Raw genomic sequence first — 17,620 nt, 5'->3', positions numbered from 1 at the left:
AAAATGTATCCACCAGTGGTGAACTCTCCTAAAACTGAGCTTGCAGAACTGATCACAGACAGTCAAACCGAAATTACAGTCGCCAACGCCGCTGTGCTTTTACAGGGCGAGGGTATTGCTGTTTTAGGCAATGGGGATGTAGCAGAAACCATTACGTATACAAGCGTAGAGGAAAACATTCTGAAAGGCTGTGTACGTGGCTATGAGGGTGTTGCCCGTGCTTGGCCTGTCAGTACACGGATTGCACGCAATTTCACGGCAGCGGACTTCCGGGCAGTACAGGGAAATGTTACTGAGATTGATGAAAAGGTAACAGACTTGTCCGCTACGGTAGCCGAGAAGACTCAGAATGCATCTTTAACTAAAAAGGGCGTTACCCAACTCTCTAAGGCCGTTAACGGTACACGGGATGATATAGCGGCTACAGAGAGTGCAGTAAGTTCTGCGTATGGCCTAGCAAATAACGCATATCGCAATCGAGGCAATGCACCAGCAAACTGTAATGATGCCACCCTATCGGGTAGCTACAATGTGGCTCTTTCCGCATGGACAGGTTTTTCGAACTATCCACCCGGAGCCTATACCTATGGCAAACTTGTGGTGAATTACGACAGCGGTGCTATTGTTCAAATGTACTTTTCACATGATAATCCAGGTCGTGTCTATACACGAATTGCTTTTGCTGGTGCTGACTGGAGAGAGTGGACGGAAATTTTCATGACTCGCGGCGGTTCTGTGTGGGGAACGATAGATAGCAAGAACGCCATTCCGTTAGCCATCTATCGTCCAGGGTATAAATCATGGGCATTACACAAATCGGATAATGGCCGAGTATATATATCTCCATCTAACACGATAGATGGTACTGACTGGAATTTTGGTAATGGGTTATGGATAGAAGAGGGTAATATAGGCTGGCAAGGCGGGGACCTGAACAGTTTAAAAGCTTCCTCTGCAAATCTTTTCAGTGGGAACGGAAGTCCTGAAGGAGCCGTGTCTGCTCCAGTAGGATCGCTATATCGAAGGCTGGATGGATATGCAGGGGAGACTCTGTATATCAAAGAATCTGGAACAGGAAACACGGGATGGAGGGCTGTTAAATGATAAAAGAATGTATAGTGCTAAATGACGAGGTAATCAACATCGGGCCTTGGGATTATAAGCTCCAGCAAGTCTTGGTGTCACCAGCGGAATATAACGACGAGGGAAAGACCACGAAAGAAGCTGTGTACGAAGAACAGACCATGAATCCTTTACCTGAAGGGGCAACTATCGAAGAACGGGAAATTGAAGTTGCACCAGATGGCGGTCTGATTGTAAAGGGTTCTGCACAACCGACCAGTGATGAACTTCTTGGGCAAGAGCTTGCACAAATTAAACTCCAGTCGATGCAGCAGCAGGAATTACTCAGCAATATGGGCGCGGAGTTGGCAGCGGCGCGGTTAGAAATTATTTCATTGAAGGGAGAGAGTGGATCATGAGATTTTGGACGCTTGCATTTAATCAACGTTGGGTGACTGCGGAACAACTCAAAGGTGCTGTGAAGACGGAAACCAATCGGTTTGGTGAAATCACACCGGAAGAATACAAGACCATTACAGGCGTGGACTTCCAGTAAGGAAAATTTTCCTTGCCTGATAGGAGGACGCTATGTTTAATGGTGGATTTAATAGCCTTGGTTTTAATACAGGAGATGTAGAAGGGAACATTATTGACCTTTCTGCATCTCTTTCTGGTTCCGGGCAAATGTACTCACGGAAGGTGGAGACAGCTGGAGCAGAAAACGATAATGCGTTTAATCTCATGTCGTTTAATGTTGACGAACCTGATACCGTAACGGAATACATTTTGGAATTTGTTTTGGATATGACTGCCGCTGCGGAGTTGTCCGGGGAAGGTCAGGCGCAGGCTGATTTTGTCCGTGAATATGCCTTGGAAGCCGTTCCTATGTCTGGCGAGGGACGCATAACTAACGCAGAATACGTTCGAGAAATTCTGATGCAAGCAGTACCCATGTCTGGGGAAGGAAGGATATCGGCGGAACTGTCAAAATTCCATACCGACTACATTGAGTTTACAGATGTGTTCCGACCGGGAGAAGTTATTGTGATTGACTCAGGTAAGTTCAAGATCACTCGCAATGGGCAGAACGTTTCTCACTTGTATAATGGTGATTTCTTTGACTTAAATCTCGGCAATAACAATCTTACCTGGACAGATCCAGAGACAGGCCGGACAGTTTTGTTCCGTATTACACACCGAGATAAATTCTTATATTAAGTGAGGTGGACTATGCCTACTCCAACTATGCAAGTGTTTGATAAGAATATGCGGCGTGTTGGAACGCTAGTAGACTCTTATGACATTCAGCGGCGGCGCAGGATTAACAGTGACTATGAATTAACCTTCATGGTCCCGATGACCAGCGAAGACTATAGGGAAAAGATAGCAATCAAGGGCCACGTTCAGGATGAGCGTGGCCAATTTTATGTTATTCAGTCTCGTAGCCGATCACGAGAGGGAAAAAAGCTGACTGCAAATATCTATTGCAATCACATCATGTTCAAGCTTAACGATTACAAGTTTCCATATGCTTCATACATTGCAGAAGCATATGGAATTCATCTCAATCAACTCACGGATCTGATTACAGCTGCTACAGGCGGGAGATTCAAATTCGTTATCCACGACACATTCGATTTGCATGATGTCAAAGACTTCGGGCGTGGGACGTGCTTGGAAGCTCTCAACAAGATCATCCAAATGTATGAGTGTGAGGTTGAACCGGACAACTTCACTATTAACCTGAGGAAGAAGATTGGAACCGACAGCGGATTACAGTACCGACTTAAAAAGAATATCGTATCCAGCAGCTTTAAAGATAAGGGTGAATCTTTGGTCACACGCATGTTCGCTCAGATGAAGGATGGACGTACCTTTATCGGAATGGATGCGTCCAAACTGACCGAAGAGGAGCGGAGTTTGCTGTCAGGCATACCAGGAACGATTGTGCATGGAAAGCTGGCGGTGAACTACTTGATTTCACCTTATGCTCAGTATTGGGCCAGCGAGTCGGTTCCTTTTTACGATGGGGAAATCATTGAACAGGACATAGAGGAACCGGAGGACTTGCTAAAGGCCACACGTAAGGGGCTTGCTGAACAGGAAAACGTGACGCTGGAGGTAACCGTATCGACGGCGGACCTGTTCAAAATAGACAATACTGAACCTAAACCAGCTTTGGGCGACAATGTAATGTGCATTGACCCGGCTATGGACATGAACAAACTTAAAGCCCGAATCACAGAGCTTACAGAGTATCCGTATAGCCGAGACAAACACAGTGAGCCTACCATATCAAATGTCAATTTACGGGACTATGCAGATATCATTTCTGACCTGGAGCGGAACAAGAATATTATCAATAATCTGTTCAGTAACGGGAAGATCCGAACGGAAGTATTTGAGTCCTTTGCCAAGCAAGCCGTGATCGACATTGATAATTCCAAAACGGAAATCAAGTACGATCAACGTGGCATAATCCTACAGGACAAGACCAATGCTCAGAACCAAGTTATTATGACTTCAAACGGGGTTGTTTTAACAACGGACGGAGGTAAAACAGCAAGAACAGCAATTACAGCACGTGGCGTTGTTGCTGAACAGATTGTCGGACAGCTCGGAAACTTTGTATCCTTGGTTATTGGTAGTGGCAATAACGTAACCAAAATTAATACGAACGGAATCAGTGCAGGGAATGACGACTATACCATTGCGCCATTCCGGGTAGACATGCAGGGGAATGTTGTTGCCAGGTCAATCAAGCTTACGGGCCAAATTGATAACTCAGAAATGAATGCTTCAGATATTAGGGCAAGTACAGTTAATGCAAGTACAATACGTGGCAGTAAACTGATCGGCAATGAAATAGAAGGCGGTATTATTACAGGGGCCTTATTCCGTACAGCCAAAGAGGGTAGGCGCATAGAAATAAATTCTAATGGTCTTACTGCTTATAATTCTCGTGGCGGAGAAGCTGTCTCATTAGGTCAGTATAATGATGGTGGCGGCTTATTGTTTATGGATGATGGTTCGCCAAGAGGAAGCGTCTACGGAGATAGAGAAGGGTTTCATTTAGGCAACATGGGACCTATTATTATCCGATCTATAGATGATGCCACTTATTTAAAAGGTCCTGTAGATTTTTCAGAAGCTACAATAAGTGGACTGGCTTTAGGAGTAGAGAGCATTAAAGGTCTTGATAACACTCTCAGAGATTTCCGTAATGATATTGCTGAAATACGTGGTGATTTGTTTAATGGTTTAATCGTTAATGCAACATTCGACCCCGGTTCCAGGAATCTAAAATTGTTCAGCCGAGGAAAAACTGTGGCTACAGTTAACATTCCCGCTGGTGGAAGTTCAAGTAGCTCGTCAACATAATGTTTACTGCACCTCCTACCGATGGTAATATTAGGACATATATACTACATAGGAGGTTCTAATGATGAAAAAATGGTCATATTTGCTCATTGGTCTGTTGATCGGTGTGGTTTTTGCTACGACTGGAAACGCATTTGCGGATCAAATTAAATCTATGGTTGGGCAGACAGTGGCAGGAGAGTATAGTGTAAAGGTTAATGGTAATTCCCTGTCTGAAAACGCGATAGTCGTTGATGGAAAAGCACATGTTCCGCTTCGCGCTGTCACCGACTCTTTAGGGGCGAGTTTAAAAGTGGATGGTAAAACAATTCAAATTGAATCGTCGGATAATTCTTCTTCAAAACAAACAAATACTGAAGTGAAAACTTATTCAGGTAAATACCAGGGATGGCCTGTTTCCAAATTGGAAGAGAGAAAATCAGAACTCGAAAAATTTGTAAGTGATACTGAAAAAGATAAAGAGAACCTACAAAAATCTCTTGAAAAATACAACAAACTTAGAGAAGAATACTCAGGGAATAAGAAGATGTTGGACAATCTGGATTCCGAGACAAAAGGTACGGAAGAAGTATTACAAGAAGCTGAAACTAATATAGCTAAATATAAGACTGAACTAGAAGAAATAAATAAAGCTATAGCTTCACTGAAATTAAAATCCGTAGTGTCACAGTACTATACGTAAAATAAAATAGAGATATAGAAAAGCCTGTCCTAATTTTGGGATAGGCTTTTACTCTTTATAAAGGCAGATTGTGTAAACATATACTCAGCTATTTGGGTGAGCAAAGCTGCACGGTCGGTACAGCCTTGCTTATATTAGACAAAGCGAAAGAAGGCTACCACCAATTGCACCTTAATGCAAACAGAATACATTAATGAAATTGACAGTATGCTTGCGGATAAATCCGTAGCACTACAGCAATAGAAGCAATTTAAGATATAAGTATGAAAGCCTCTGATAAATCAGGGGCTTATTTTGCGTCTTGAGGGGGGGACGAAACCATGGCAAAGATAAAATCCGCATTGGATATACAATTGGATTTAACGAGGCCGATTGAAGAATTGACCGAGGTCATTTCTGCTGTTATTGCTTCGCAACCAGCGCGCCGGAAGGAAATACTTAAAGGTTTGGATATGGCAGTAGGAAATGCATTAGCAGAGATACAGGCCCAGGAAGAAAAGGAACAGAAAGTAGACGATGATAGCTCAGGAAAAGTTTCCTGAACGGAGAGACGGGGGAAGCAAGGTGGATAAGTGGGAGGTTTTTAAGTTCAGCACTGCTTTAGGAAGTAGCGCTGTGACGTATTTTTACGGTGGGTGGTCGGGAGTATTGGGGGTGTTACTTGCTCTGGTCATTATTGATTATGTGACCGGATTATTTGCTGCTGGTGCTGAAGGTAAGAAGGGAACCGGACCCGGTTTGAAAAGTAAGATTGGTCTTATCGGTATCGCTCGAAAGGTATTTATTTTTGCAATGGTAGCAGTATCCCATCTGATTGATGGAGTTTTAGGCGATTCGCACCTATTCCGGGATGCGGTCGCCTATTTTTATATGGCAAATGAGCTGCTTTCGATTCTGGAAAACGGGGGCAGGCTTGGAGCGCCAATTCCACCAGTGATCCGACAAGCGGTTGAGGTATTGAAAGGAAAAGGGGGAAACGGTAGTGACAATAACACTGGAGTTGGTAAAGAGTAAATCTGCAACGCGTTTACAGGGACTTTTACCTGTCGTCCGCACAGCCGCGGAGTGCCTTATAGAGCGTTCCTTTGCTTTAGGTATACCTATCGTAATCACACAGGGGCTACGGACCATAGCGGAGCAAAATGAGCTTTACGCACAGGGACGGACCAAGCCGGGACCAAAAGTAACAAACGCCAAAGGCGGGACCAGCTATCACAATTTTGGTGTGGCTATTGATTTTTCCTTACTGCTGCCTGACGGACGGTCTGTAAGCTGGGATACTCAAAGAGATGGTAATGCAGACCATAAAGCGGACTGGATGCAGGTTGTGGCTATTGCTAAGGAGCTGGGCTTTGAGTGGGGAGGCGATTGGAAAACGTTCACCGACTTGCCGCATCTACAAATAGTATTTGGCCTGAGCACAGCACAGTATCGAGCAGGTAAGCGGCCTACGAAGGCACAGATTGATTCAGTTTTATCCAGGATTAACAAAACAGGAGATGATGAACCCATGACACTAGAAGAAAAAGCAACGTTGAAGGAACTACAAAAAACAGTGCAGGCGCAGGCTGACCGCATCAAGACACTGGAGACAGCGGCCAAACAGCCCAAAGTACCCACGTGGGCTGAACAAGCCTGCATCAACGCCAAGGCCGTAGGTGTTCTAGATACAGCTAATGATGGATCTTATGACTTTTACCGCATGGTCACGATGCTTGATCGAGCAGGGATTTTTGAAACGAAAGGGGATAAATAATCATGCAAACAATTATCGAAACTGTACAACCTTACGTAAATACCATTGTCACAGCCACTGCGGGTGTGCTTACAGCGTTTGTTTTAGGAGGTCTGAACAAACTCAAGACTAAGGTTAACGTGTGGTTAGACGCACGTACAACAGCGGCACAGCGAGAGGTAATCCATAAAGTAGCAGGGGAGGCTTTTGCACTTGCTCAGACTACGTTTAAAGATGCTGGCGGGATTCGCAAGATGCAAGAGGCTTTGCAATATGCATCCTTGAGACTTACAGAACAGGGCATTGTGGTATCGCCTACGGAGCTTCAAGCAGCGATTGAGAAAGCATATCTGGAGTATAAGGCCAGAACAAAAGCGATACTGGCTACTGAAGCACAGCCGAACGAGAAGGCAGCACAGGCCGCAGCTAAGGAAGCTGTATCTGGTCTGGCTGCAAAGCTTAATGATTTTTTGGCTCAAGCTACAGCAGAGGTAGCCAATACTGTTCCTGCTCAGGTGCAATCTGAACCTGGACCTATTTCAGCGCCGTTAGAAGCTGTTCAAATGCCTGTAACTACGGAGTAAGGTAAAGCAAATACCCTACCGCTTTTGCTGGTAGGGTAGCTTTTTTAATAATATATATCGTCTTCTGTTGTATCATACGATTTTTTGAAGCTAATTTTTTTCTTTTTTATATATATTATTATTGCTAAAAAGGACAAGGGAATTGGAATATAGGTTCCATAAATATTTATAAGTTCTTTAGAGAAAGGTGTAAAAGACAACACAATAAAAGAAACTACACAAAATAATAAATAGAATAATAATAGTCCTACTAATAAATTTATAAGTTGAAATATGTTAACTAAAAGACCCTCTTTGTTTAGGTACCAACCAAGAAAAGAAAAAAGAGAGCCGAACAGGGCAGCGAGTGACAATCTTATAATGTAACTTAGCCATACTACATCAGTATACGAACTGAAATAAATACCTAAAGCTCCTCCAACAACAGCACCAAAAATTCCAACTATTGTAGTAAGTGATAAACCGTTCATATTTGCAGTTCCTTTCTCAAATAATCAACCTTTTTAATATCCATAGATTACAATGTTTTTGATATAGTCTATCAGGCCTAGGAAATTTTTTCTATATATATTCACAATATAGACCATACGAATTATACTGATAACAACACATAAGGAAGCACCATTGTGCAATTTAAACCCATAGGGGCACTTTACTGACTCAAGTTGGTGGGGTGTCTTTTATTTATGAAGCCTTAAATTTATTTTCCAGAAAATTCTTGACAAATTCATCTGTGGTAAATTATAGTAAGCCTATATCTGAGAAAAGGGGACTTATTATGAAGAAAATGTTTATTTCATTATTTTTAGGAGTGCTTATAACAACTGGTTTATCTGTATCAAGCTTCTCTTCTTTTACATCAGTTGCTGATGCAAAACCGCTTAGGTATACAGTTACTCTTCATCCGAATGAGACTTATCAATTAGGATATGGTCCAGGTTATTGGTACTACATGGGGAGTGGAAAATCAAATGATTTTACAGTATCCCCAAGAGGGCTTATTAAAATATATCCAGACCCAGAAAATATTTCTGTTGGAGATGGAGCATATGCTGGTGAGATATCGACTGTTGATAGATTTGGTGGTGAAGTGGAAACAGTAACGATTAGAATTAAATACTAATATTGTATCTAATAACTCTTATTTTCGTTTATAAACAATTTCACACGTAAGAAAACAACGCTCTTCAATCCGAAAGCATCGGTGATACCCTGCTGGCATACGCTGGTGGGGTGTTTTTCTGTTTTATAGGGGGTGCTATTGCTAAAAACAAATAAAGTATTTTCTTAGTGCTTAGGCTAAGAAAATACTTTATTTAATGTCTGTTTAATCTTCAGGTTTCAAAAAAACTTTATAGGTTATATCATGAGCTACCGAGCTTTGAGTGCTTGGGCTAGCATCAAAATTATAGTCGTACGGGTTTGTATCAAAACTATACATAACATCTAGCACACGATAAAGTTTATTATTCCATAAAATCATTTCTCCTTTTCTTGGGACAAAAGGCAGGGCAACCAGGTCGAAATTTTCAGCGTAGTAGCCCTCTTTATCATTTAATACAATTGCTAATTCGATAACTTTCAATTCCTCACCTCTCAAGTGTAGAAATACTCTTTAATTAATAACTACTACTCTTGGAGGCGAAAAGCAAGATGCAGGTCCTTTATCTGTATAAAGTTGAGCAACTCCGCCGACTGTGTAAGTCCCTGGTTGACTGTATTCCCATGTTTGACTGAGAGTTACTCCCCCAGTATTCGGCCCTTTAAAACTGGTAGCTTCCGTCCAACCGGCTCCCGTTTTAAAAGAAGCATTGACTTCTCTTATAATTGAGTCCGTTGCAATACCCCACTCCACCGTTACTGTTCTTCCATTCTTAGTTACATTAAACGATTTGGTTACCCACACAGGCGCTATTATTGATTGGATACTTTCATTGGAATTTGAGGAATCAGGAGCTAATTGTGAAGAAGATGGTTCGACTGATAAGGGCTGAGCTTGAATAGAATTTTCGACTGATGAGGACTGATCTTGAGTAGGGGTGACGCTTTGGGCAGATACCGGGACAACTAATATCACTGAAATTAGAAAGGATAAAAATAGAGACGACAGTTTTTTACTCATTTTAATACGCACCTCTTCCAAATTATTTTTATACTAAATCCTTAAATATAAGGATGAAGTAAACTATTGATGGAACATATAGGTTATATTTTCCATATCATTGTAACCTCATCTTTCTATTAAATAGAGTTGTAGATTTTTGTCAACAACGCCTATGTGACGCCAGTGGGCGCTATAGCGCTGCGTGGATCTCGTTCGAATCGGAGAGAGCTGCCGCGTTCCGGATGCTTGGGCTTCAGCTTGGAGTCGCATCCACATTTTTAGCAGCATTCATTCAGCCCCGTGCTAAATAGCTCAATTCAATTGGAGCTTGAGCCTTGAAGGTGGCTATAGCCACCCTAATAAAGTATCCAAAGGATCAAGAGTAATTGAAATGCACCAGATCGAAAACAGAAAAGGGCAGGAGGAATAGAACTCTAACTGCTCTTTTTTTGCCTTGGACAACGAACACTTGTTTACATATAATATTTGCAGAGGCTTTCAGTATGAACCATACATATTGCATTTACAAAATCACCCAAAACAATTATACTTATCTTATAATCCGAAAGCATCGGTAGCACTCTGCTGGCTCAAGCCGGTGGGGTGTTTTACGTTTAGGGAGGTTTACATATGTTTAGGTGGATATTTACCGTACTAATTACAATCCTATTAGCTGGCTGCAGCCTACAACAAGACGTTGTAAAGACCACTAAGAGCGACCCTGTATCCGTTCCGGTAACGCAGGTATCTGCCGATACGGTCAAGCTGGAGTTTCCGTCAGCCAAGTACCCAGAAACGGCCCAGCACATCAAGGAAGCCATTCAGGCGGGAAAATCACCAGTATGCACAATTGACCGTGAAGGAGCCGACCATAATCGCGAGCTGTCCCTAAAGGGTGTACCCACCAAGAAGGGTAAGGATCGAGATGGATGGCCTATGGCAATGTGTTCCGAAGGTGGAAAGGGTGCAGACATTAAGTACATAAGTCCAAAGGATAATCGTGGAGCTGGATCGTGGGTAGGTCACAAATTGGATGAATATAAAGATGGAACGAAAGTTGAATTTTTCGTTAAATAGCAAAAGCTCAGCTAACCTTGATTGGTTGGCAGAGCTTTTTTCATTGATCAGTTTGAATTTAGGTTAGATGTAAATAGATTATAGTGTTGTGTGAAATCAATCACAGTTGAATCGCGAAATGTTCTATATTATGGAAATGTATTGAATATAATACCAAAAAAATGGAGGATCAAAATGCTTAAAAAAATTATGATTCCCGCTTTGCTTGGTTCTGTTGTTGTAGGTTTACTTCCTGAAAACGCTGCCTTTGCTGATCAGGTAACCACTGTTACGGACTCTACTTATTCCACTCAATCTACTACTCCAGATATTACTCAAGTTATTACCCCAAGTATTATTGGACTGAAAAGAATTTCAGACGTGCCCGACTTCGATTGGGGAAGAGGATGTACCATATCATCGGCAGCTATGATTATCAAGTATTGGGAGAGTCATGGATATCCATTATTAATTGACCGTGGCGTATCAGATGATGAACTACAAGATATTTTGGCAGATAAATATTTCCATCCTGACAAAGATGGCGGCGTGCCCTTCGTACGAGCAGTAAATGCCTTTGCTAGATATTTAGATGATGTAGGGTACATATATTCATTTGGGGGCTATGGTTTTGCCACAAACTCTGCACAAGAAAAAGCTTGGAATCTGATAACAGAGGAAATTAATGCAGGTAGACCTCTTTGGCTAACAATGAAAAGATACCAAGATGATAGAAGATCAATAGAAGGCGGACATGCTCTAGTTATTGTTGGTTATAAGCAAAATGCCTCTGGCCAGGAAAGAAAACTCATACTTCATACAACCTGGAAAGAAGGGAATGTTAATTATGAATGGAGACCGTCAGATTTTGATGCAGTTTATAGACTAAAAATGGGAAGCAAATAATAATAAATAATCTACAAAATATCAATAATTGTAAATCAAGCGCGTCTCAAATCTTAATATGATATGTAATAAAATAGAATCGAATCGGCTGATTCTTTATAATGACGAAAGGTGGAATAAACATGAAAATAAGAAAGGTATTATCAGTCCTTTTTGCTGCGACATTGACATTGACATTGTCGCAAAGTGCTTTCGCAATATCTGGTCAGAATGACACTAGAGAAACAGCCTTAAATGTACAAAGTAGTAACTTTAATTTTGGATCATATCTGGACAAAAATGATGTAGATTGGTTTAAAGTAGTAAATACTTCGAGAAGCAAAGAAATGACGGCAATTGCCACTTTAAAAAGTCAACAATATATCAATTATGATATAGTTGCTTACTATCCTGATAAAGGTGAAGAAGAGGTGCTTGAAGCTCAAGACAATGGACAAGGGAAGAATGATGTCTGTGGCACTAGTGGCCTGCTCCCTGGGGATGTGATCTATTTTAAAGTCATAGGTCATGATGGGGCTTGGGGTGGTAACGGTAAAGGACTTGGTTATAGCTTGAATATTAAGAGGGATTTTGATCGTTGAGAATTGCTTTCTGTTTGAAAAGCACCTATATAGGTGCTTTTCTTCTGCTCATTATATAGCCTAGTAAAATCATTAATTAAACATACCCATGTTATGATCTACGAAAAGATGGGATGACCACCGGCCAGAATTGCCAGCAGGAATTACTATTGAGTACACATTCTGAGGCTGTTAAGAAAAATGTTCGGTAATATGGAAAAGCCGTTACAGATTACCTACAACGAAGAATATCTCATAAAACCTATTCTGAGGTGATCAACATGAACCATACATATAAAGTGTTAAAGTCAGATATAGAACTATTTGCAGCTGCATTAAGCCAGGTAAAGGTGTACGTTGTTCAGTCGTTAGGCGAGGATTTTATATCGGTTGTAGACTATGGTGGCACTATAGAAAAGTTTTCGCCTGATTCGGTTAAGATTGCTGGAGCTTATTACATACGGAACCAATTTGAATTTAGAGTAGACAAAAATCCCCGCTAACCTTAATTGGTCGGCGGGAATTTCTTTTGTTTAAACTATAAATTCCGTAAATACTGGTATCCGCAAGTTACCCGCCTTAGTCCAGTTTCGCATTTTAACACGGGCTCTTATGCGCGGCTCCACGTAAACAAATTCGCGATCCTCATCGGTCTTTAACGGTGCCACGACGCCATAGAACGCCTTCTTGTGCATTGGGCTAGCTCCGTGCTCAATAATGCCGGCGGGACGAAGGTTACCGCGCTCATTAGGCACTGATACAAGCCATCCGAATTCCTCTTTACGATAACCCGTAATGTACACATCGGCATAGGACCAGTTAATGACCTTCTGCCAGGACGCTGATCGGCGGCTGATATACATACTATCCTTACGCTTGGCGACCAGGCCTTCCATGCCGCGCGCTTCTATCTGCTCGAACAACGCCTCCCCGGCGCCTTCAATATACGGAACAACCCCGAAACTAGGGCTAGGAAGCGTTAGACTAGCGAGTATGGACTTGCGTTCCATAAGCGGAAGGCTCCGCAAGTCCTCGCCTTTAAAGCTCAAGACATCGAAGACAACGAAAGTAGCCGGTAATTCAGCTACGAGCTTAGTAATCTTGTCCGTTTTCCTCGCCTGGAAGCGGGACATAACGGATTCAAAATCCGATACACCCGTTGTCGGATCAACGCACGCAATCTCACCGTCCAACACAATGTCATGCGGGAATGTAACGCTAGCTATCTCCGGGTATTGGCGTGTGCAGTCATTGTTATGGCGCGTGAATAAGCGTACAATGCCGTTCTGTTGCGAATATATTAAGCGGTGGCCGTCTATTTTCGGTTCGAAGATATAGCGCGAATCCGAAAAGGGGGCAGCCGCTGTTTCAAGTAACATTGGAGAAATAAACAAATAGACCACCTCAGATTAATTATAACGCTCATTTATGAAGTAGTGAGGCGGTAAGTATTGGAGAGGAAAAGGCCTGCTAACCTTAATTATTAAGAAGGATCATTTGTTATTAAAGCCATGCGCATAAAATATGCATGTATTTTATTGACGTGCATATTTTATGCGTGTTATAATAAATATAGAGAGGAGGATATGATTTGAACTACTCATCACGTAGCATGATAAAGATAATCGAAGCAGATGGGTGGTACTTAGCTAGGGTTAGAGGGAGTCATCATCAATTCAAACATCCTACTAAGTCGGGTCTCGTCACAGTACCGCATCCAAGAAAAGACCTTGACCCCAAAACAGCAGACACAATACTCAAACAGGCGGGGCTTAAATAGCCCCCCTCAAAAGGAGGTTCATATATATGGATAAATACATTTACCCTGCAATATTTGAAAAGGGTGAAGTGAAAGGTTACACAGTCACTTTTCCGGATCTTCCTGGAGCGATAACAGAAGGCGATGATATGTCTGAGGCTTTGCGAATGGCGAAGGAGTGCTTAGAGCTGCAATTGTTTGGCCTTGAAGAGGACAACGAAGTGATTCCGCCAGCTTCTGATCCAGCGAGCATTCAATTGCCACCCGATTCTTTCATCACTTTGATCGAGATAAGGATGGGGACGATCAGGGACGAAATGATGAACAAAGCAGTGACCAAAAATGTCACACTTCCACGCTGGCTTGAGCGGGAAGCTACTCGTGAGAAAATTAACTTTTCACAGGTGTTACAGCACGCGCTTAAGGAAAGACTAGGTGTTAAAGATTACCCTACTGCAAAGTAAGTAAACTCAAATTATTTAGTAACCTAACCGTAAAGCTGCACTCTATGTGAGTGTTTGAATTGAACTTGATTTCCGCATTGTAAATGCTGATTAAGATGTAATGGCACTCTGTAGGCGTGTTTATTTTAAGCCCGTAAGTGCCAAAGAAAGTACTAGCTCCGCTGGCAATTAGGCTGCCAGCGGAGCATTTTTTTATGTTGAATAACGAACGCTTGTTTGCATATAATAATTGCAGAGGAGTGATCATACATGTTATCAGACATCGAACGTAAGTTATTAAGGATACTTTATAATTTTTTTGCACAACAGCGGCGTATGCCTACAATGCAGGAATTGGAGATTAAGACAGGTAGGAGTGTAGAGGACATAAAGTCGGGTCTGTTGTCCTTGGAGAGTGACAATTATATTACATGGGAAGACCAGTCAGATACGCGGCATATCGTTATTATAGAGGGCTGGGAGCGCGGACGAAGTAGACCGATGTCGCCGGGTGATGCGAATAGATATTTTACGGAATATTAAACCTCGGATAATCTGAGGTTTATTTTTTTGCGTACTGGAAATGATATCCCTTGTAAGGAACAAGTGTTCGGAATATAATTTCTACATAACACATCAGGAGAACACAACAGGAGGCTACATAAATGGGAAAGAGACTTGAGGGTAATGGTTTATGGGAGAGTTCACGCATCATTTTGCCCGAACATAAAGAAGGATACTTAAAACTTATGAAAGACCGTCAACGGCGCGGTAAACCAGAATTGGATGACCAGGAAGTACAATTGATTGAGCAGGCTTTAATAGACTCTTACAACTCACGCCAGCCTGTCAGCGTGACCGTATTTAGCCCGTTTGACGATACGGACATGACTGGTGTAGTAACGTCAATTAACACCGCTAGACGCGAAGTAAAACTGTTTCGTGGGGAAGATGACTTTAGTTGGATTAGGCTTGAGGATATTATATCGGCAGGCTGAAAATAATTACCTCACATAATACATAAATACTTCCATTTAACATGGTAATTGGATTGCCTCTAACAAGTAACAAATATAGAATTAAAGCATATTTGTTACCAATTATGAGAAGGGGTTATGTGTTATGTGGGAGCCTGTACGGTTCTTGCTTTTCTCGACTGTAGAAACATTTGCGGCGTTTGTTTTAATGTTAACTATTTTTAGAGTTAGAGCCTTAGACTATATATGGCCTGCATTGTTTATTGGATTGATAATGAATTTGCAGAGCTTTATCTTGAGAGAAGAGACATCTTTATCTTTCTTTGCTCCAACCATAAACATTATATTGTTCACGTTATTAATAACCACTGTTGTTAGGATGCCGATTATTTGGGCAGCCATCATATCCATTACAGGCACTTTTTTGTACACATTATTCCAAGCGGCGGTTATATTAATGCTTTTTGGTACCTTGACAACAGAAATGCAGACCTCAGCAGAAGGATCGTTAGCGCAAGCGGTAACTAGTGCATGGGTGTTAGCTATTTCGTGGTTCCTGTATAAATTTAAAATAGGCTTTACGGCAGATTATGAAAATCTACGTTTTAAGTGGGAGTATGTACTCGTTATTATCTTAATAATAGGAGTATTGGCAGCTTGTGCATTTATGTTTTACGTCAATAATTTCTTCTTGAGTATTCTATTTATTGCCTTAGCATCTGCCATGTTTTTATATTATGCATTAAAAACGGAGCGTGATTACTATAAAAAGCCTTGACACCATCGCTCTTAATATTGCGACTCACATCAAAACAGTTGTCCCTGATCATCCTTCATCTATAGATGTTCTAAAACACGGGATATCCGTTGCGATCAATACAGTCTCAATTATTTTACTGACTATAGGTATCTCATTTTTTACGGACAGAATGCAGGAAGCTTTGCTAGCTATGATATCTTTTTCAATGTTGCGCCAAATTGTAGGAGGAATACATTTAAAGAGCAATATAGTGTGTATTGTTGTATCTACAGTTCTACTTACTGCTTTATCTTTCGCAAGTTTTAATTACAATTGGATCGTTATTACGTCGATAATAAGTATTGTGCTTATCTTGATTTACGCGCCATCGAGGGTGGAGGGGAAGACGCGTATATCAAAGAAGCACTATCCGTTGCTAAAGTTTATGGGAGTTGCAATTGTTGCTCTAAATCTGTGGTTGGCTTTTCCAGTGGTAGCTGCCAGTTTTTTTGTTCAGAGTTTAACACTAATAGAAGGAGGTGTGAAAAATGAAGAAAACCAAACCGAGTAAAGTGAAGGCTAGTATGTATTACAATATTGCTGCAATGTTGACAATACTTGCAGTTGCATCAGTGAGCACGGCAAGTCTGTCATGGATTCACAGTCCCGAACCACCGAAAGAATTGTTAAAGTAAGCGGGGAATGTTAAATGCTAAGTTTAACCGTATCGGCAGATCCTGGAGGTATAGAAAGAGGAGAAAATGTTTTAGTAGACAAAGTCCTTTTCATCTCTAAGGGGAGAAAGCGAGACCAGATACTGGTTCATACATTTGATAAAACATACTATATGGTAGGAACCTTGAGACATTGGGAGAATTTTTTGAATAGTAACGGATATCGTTTTTTAAATGTGGATAGAAGCAACACTCTTAATGTAGAAAAAGTAAAGATTGTTAATGGTATCTTTAAAGATGCTTACTTTGAAGATGAAGTAACAAAAACATCGAAAAGGTGTCCAATTGCTTACCATCGATTTGATGAGGTTGTTGAAGAAATGGGTTTTATTAATTCGAAAATAATCTTCACTGGAGTTGCTACAAAATAGCGACTCTTTTTTTGTCTTATAATGTCGAATATTAAGAGACATTCAGCGCCCGAATTTTTGTTGCCAAGCCCCTAATAATGGGATTTAATAGTAGTATAGTTATGTCAAAAATTGATATGTTCGATTATAGACATAATTGACTTGGAAAATAAAAAAGGGAGGGGAGTACAGTTGTCTGTAAAAAGTATGGTTCAACCATACTTTTATCCGAGGGAGAGCCAACAGGCTCACTCAAAGATCAGTTCGTATAAGTCTTCCATTTTACAATCGAGGGCATAAGCTATGTTAATCATAACATCAGCAGACATTTTATCCTGATTGTTGGCCCAATTAGAAATCAAATGTCTGCTGTAGCCGGTGCGTCTAGCAAGATCGATTTGTTTTATACGACGTTCTTCGAGTAGCTCCTTAAGTCGGCATCTCCCACGGGAGATTTTCAATCAGAGATCCTCCAGTAGACATCTATTCGTTGCAAATTATATCACTGAGAGGCACTCCAGTAAATACGACAAAGGACGTGCATCAAT

Annotated in this window: 28 protein-coding genes; 23 read left to right on the top strand and 5 right to left on the bottom strand. The window is 41.3% G+C overall.

Annotation, left to right across the window (positions count from 1 at the left end; genetic code table 11):
* Nucleotides 1-3 precede the first annotated feature (3 nt).
* The 10 genes from PPM_RS14370 (at nucleotide 4) to PPM_RS14325 (ending at nucleotide 7,444) form a co-directional block, all read left to right on the top strand.
* On the top strand, nucleotides 4-1,104 hold the full coding sequence (locus PPM_RS14370) for a pyocin knob domain-containing protein (protein ID WP_014599915.1): 1,101 nt from the start codon (nucleotides 4-6) through the stop codon (nucleotides 1,102-1,104).
* Nucleotides 1,101-1,481, top strand: coding sequence for an XkdW family protein (locus PPM_RS14365; RefSeq protein ID WP_014599914.1), 381 nt, complete (start codon nucleotides 1,101-1,103; stop codon nucleotides 1,479-1,481). Before PPM_RS14370 ends, PPM_RS14365 begins: the two co-directional genes overlap by 4 nt.
* On the top strand, nucleotides 1,478-1,618 hold the full coding sequence (locus PPM_RS14360; RefSeq protein ID WP_043921422.1) for an XkdX family protein: 141 nt from the start codon (nucleotides 1,478-1,480) through the stop codon (nucleotides 1,616-1,618). The genes PPM_RS14365 and PPM_RS14360 overlap by 4 nt, the downstream gene beginning before the upstream one ends.
* Before the next feature lie 32 nt (nucleotides 1,619-1,650).
* On the top strand, nucleotides 1,651-2,280 hold the full coding sequence (locus PPM_RS14355) for a phage distal tail protein (protein ID WP_014599913.1): 630 nt from the start codon (nucleotides 1,651-1,653) through the stop codon (nucleotides 2,278-2,280).
* 12 nt (nucleotides 2,281-2,292) lie between these two features.
* Nucleotides 2,293-4,443: a phage tail protein gene (locus PPM_RS14350; RefSeq protein ID WP_014599912.1), complete on the top strand. Its 2,151-nt coding sequence runs from the start codon at nucleotides 2,293-2,295 to the stop codon at nucleotides 4,441-4,443.
* A 64-nt stretch (nucleotides 4,444-4,507) separates the two neighbouring features.
* Nucleotides 4,508-5,125 (top strand): 2',3'-cyclic-nucleotide 2'-phosphodiesterase, encoded by a 618-nt coding sequence (locus tag PPM_RS14345; protein WP_043921421.1) that lies wholly within the window; start codon nucleotides 4,508-4,510, stop codon nucleotides 5,123-5,125.
* Between the two features lie 320 nt (nucleotides 5,126-5,445).
* Nucleotides 5,446-5,667: a hypothetical protein gene (locus tag PPM_RS14340; protein ID WP_014599910.1), complete on the top strand. Its 222-nt coding sequence runs from the start codon at nucleotides 5,446-5,448 to the stop codon at nucleotides 5,665-5,667.
* Nucleotides 5,642-6,139, top strand: a complete 498-nt coding sequence (locus tag PPM_RS14335; protein ID WP_014599909.1) for a phage holin family protein — start codon at nucleotides 5,642-5,644, stop codon at nucleotides 6,137-6,139. The genes PPM_RS14340 and PPM_RS14335 overlap by 26 nt, the downstream gene beginning before the upstream one ends.
* Nucleotides 6,108-6,881: a M15 family metallopeptidase gene (locus PPM_RS14330; protein ID WP_014599908.1), complete on the top strand. Its 774-nt coding sequence runs from the start codon at nucleotides 6,108-6,110 to the stop codon at nucleotides 6,879-6,881. Before PPM_RS14335 ends, PPM_RS14330 begins: the two co-directional genes overlap by 32 nt.
* A 2-nt stretch (nucleotides 6,882-6,883) precedes the next feature.
* Nucleotides 6,884-7,444: a phage holin, LLH family gene (locus PPM_RS14325; protein WP_014599907.1), complete on the top strand. Its 561-nt coding sequence runs from the start codon at nucleotides 6,884-6,886 to the stop codon at nucleotides 7,442-7,444.
* Nucleotides 7,445-7,488: 44 nt separating this feature from the next.
* On the opposite strand, the gene PPM_RS14320 is transcribed toward PPM_RS14325, so the two are convergent.
* Nucleotides 7,489-7,914 carry a hypothetical protein gene (locus PPM_RS14320; protein WP_019687474.1) on the bottom strand — a complete coding sequence of 142 codons (426 nt, stop codon included), beginning with the start codon at nucleotides 7,912-7,914 and terminating at the stop codon, nucleotides 7,489-7,491.
* 308 nt (nucleotides 7,915-8,222) lie between these two features.
* Here PPM_RS14320 and PPM_RS14315 point away from each other — a divergent pair, with 308 nt between their 5' ends.
* Complete coding sequence (locus tag PPM_RS14315) at nucleotides 8,223-8,567, top strand: hypothetical protein (protein ID WP_019687473.1); 345 nt, start codon at nucleotides 8,223-8,225, stop codon at nucleotides 8,565-8,567.
* 204 nt (nucleotides 8,568-8,771) lie between these two features.
* Here the strand turns inward: PPM_RS14315 and PPM_RS14310 are convergent, their stop codons facing one another.
* Nucleotides 8,772-9,029, bottom strand: a complete 258-nt coding sequence (locus tag PPM_RS14310; RefSeq protein ID WP_014599905.1) for a hypothetical protein — start codon at nucleotides 9,027-9,029, stop codon at nucleotides 8,772-8,774.
* 30 nt (nucleotides 9,030-9,059) lie between these two features.
* Nucleotides 9,060-9,566 carry a hypothetical protein gene (locus PPM_RS14305; protein ID WP_019687471.1) on the bottom strand — a complete coding sequence of 169 codons (507 nt, stop codon included), beginning with the start codon at nucleotides 9,564-9,566 and terminating at the stop codon, nucleotides 9,060-9,062.
* A gap of 612 nt (nucleotides 9,567-10,178) precedes the next feature.
* Here PPM_RS14305 and PPM_RS14300 point away from each other — a divergent pair.
* The 4 genes from PPM_RS14300 (at nucleotide 10,179) to PPM_RS14285 (ending at nucleotide 12,573) form a co-directional block, all read left to right on the top strand.
* Nucleotides 10,179-10,625 carry a NucA/NucB deoxyribonuclease domain-containing protein gene (locus PPM_RS14300; protein WP_014599904.1) on the top strand — a complete coding sequence of 149 codons (447 nt, stop codon included), beginning with the start codon at nucleotides 10,179-10,181 and terminating at the stop codon, nucleotides 10,623-10,625.
* Nucleotides 10,626-10,799: 174 nt separating this feature from the next.
* Nucleotides 10,800-11,510, top strand: a complete 711-nt coding sequence (locus PPM_RS14295) for a C39 family peptidase (RefSeq protein ID WP_014599903.1) — start codon at nucleotides 10,800-10,802, stop codon at nucleotides 11,508-11,510.
* A 122-nt stretch (nucleotides 11,511-11,632) separates the two neighbouring features.
* Nucleotides 11,633-12,091, top strand: coding sequence for a hypothetical protein (locus tag PPM_RS14290; protein ID WP_014599902.1), 459 nt, complete (start codon nucleotides 11,633-11,635; stop codon nucleotides 12,089-12,091).
* Nucleotides 12,092-12,351: 260 nt separating this feature from the next.
* The gene (locus PPM_RS14285) at nucleotides 12,352-12,573 is read left to right on the top strand and encodes a hypothetical protein (RefSeq protein WP_043921420.1); all 222 of its coding nucleotides are present in this window, start codon (nucleotides 12,352-12,354) and stop codon (nucleotides 12,571-12,573) included.
* 30 nt (nucleotides 12,574-12,603) lie between these two features.
* Here PPM_RS14285 and PPM_RS14280 read toward each other — a convergent pair whose 3' ends face one another.
* Nucleotides 12,604-13,464 carry an ATP-dependent DNA ligase gene (locus tag PPM_RS14280; RefSeq protein ID WP_014599900.1) on the bottom strand — a complete coding sequence of 287 codons (861 nt, stop codon included), beginning with the start codon at nucleotides 13,462-13,464 and terminating at the stop codon, nucleotides 12,604-12,606.
* A 218-nt stretch (nucleotides 13,465-13,682) separates the two neighbouring features.
* On the opposite strand from PPM_RS14280, the gene PPM_RS28195 reads away from it, so the two are divergent.
* From PPM_RS28195 to PPM_RS14250, 8 genes are all read left to right on the top strand, one after another.
* Nucleotides 13,683-13,850, top strand: coding sequence for a type II toxin-antitoxin system HicA family toxin (locus tag PPM_RS28195; RefSeq protein ID WP_065762441.1), 168 nt, complete (start codon nucleotides 13,683-13,685; stop codon nucleotides 13,848-13,850).
* A gap of 26 nt (nucleotides 13,851-13,876) precedes the next feature.
* Nucleotides 13,877-14,293 (top strand): type II toxin-antitoxin system HicB family antitoxin, encoded by a 417-nt coding sequence (locus PPM_RS14275; protein WP_014599899.1) that lies wholly within the window; start codon nucleotides 13,877-13,879, stop codon nucleotides 14,291-14,293.
* Nucleotides 14,294-14,542: 249 nt separating this feature from the next.
* Nucleotides 14,543-14,815, top strand: coding sequence for a hypothetical protein (locus PPM_RS14270; RefSeq protein WP_043921419.1), 273 nt, complete (start codon nucleotides 14,543-14,545; stop codon nucleotides 14,813-14,815).
* Nucleotides 14,816-14,937: 122 nt separating this feature from the next.
* Nucleotides 14,938-15,270: a YolD-like family protein gene (locus PPM_RS14265; protein WP_014599898.1), complete on the top strand. Its 333-nt coding sequence runs from the start codon at nucleotides 14,938-14,940 to the stop codon at nucleotides 15,268-15,270.
* A gap of 124 nt (nucleotides 15,271-15,394) precedes the next feature.
* On the top strand, nucleotides 15,395-16,027 hold the full coding sequence (locus tag PPM_RS14260) for a hypothetical protein (RefSeq protein WP_014599897.1): 633 nt from the start codon (nucleotides 15,395-15,397) through the stop codon (nucleotides 16,025-16,027).
* Nucleotides 16,005-16,559, top strand: a complete 555-nt coding sequence (locus tag PPM_RS14255; protein WP_043921418.1) for an accessory gene regulator ArgB-like protein — start codon at nucleotides 16,005-16,007, stop codon at nucleotides 16,557-16,559. Before PPM_RS14260 ends, PPM_RS14255 begins: the two co-directional genes overlap by 23 nt.
* A complete protein-coding gene (locus PPM_RS28650) occupies nucleotides 16,537-16,683 on the top strand; it encodes a cyclic lactone autoinducer peptide (RefSeq protein ID WP_080567867.1) in 147 nt (48 codons plus the stop codon). The genes PPM_RS14255 and PPM_RS28650 overlap by 23 nt, the downstream gene beginning before the upstream one ends.
* 14 nt (nucleotides 16,684-16,697) lie before the next feature.
* A complete protein-coding gene (locus tag PPM_RS14250) occupies nucleotides 16,698-17,093 on the top strand; it encodes a LytTR family transcriptional regulator DNA-binding domain-containing protein (protein ID WP_014599896.1) in 396 nt (131 codons plus the stop codon).
* Nucleotides 17,094-17,320: 227 nt separating this feature from the next.
* Here the strand turns inward: PPM_RS14250 and PPM_RS14245 are convergent, their stop codons facing one another.
* Nucleotides 17,321-17,533 carry a helix-turn-helix domain-containing protein gene (locus PPM_RS14245; protein WP_043921417.1) on the bottom strand — a complete coding sequence of 71 codons (213 nt, stop codon included), beginning with the start codon at nucleotides 17,531-17,533 and terminating at the stop codon, nucleotides 17,321-17,323.
* Between the last annotated feature and the right edge of the window lie 87 nt (nucleotides 17,534-17,620).

Origin of the sequence: Paenibacillus polymyxa M1 (assembly GCF_000237325.1) — a bacterium.
Taxonomy (GTDB): domain Bacteria; phylum Bacillota; class Bacilli; order Paenibacillales; family Paenibacillaceae; genus Paenibacillus; species Paenibacillus polymyxa_C.
The sequence above is the reverse complement of the archived record's forward strand: the minus strand, read 5'-3'. Positions and strand labels throughout refer to the sequence as shown.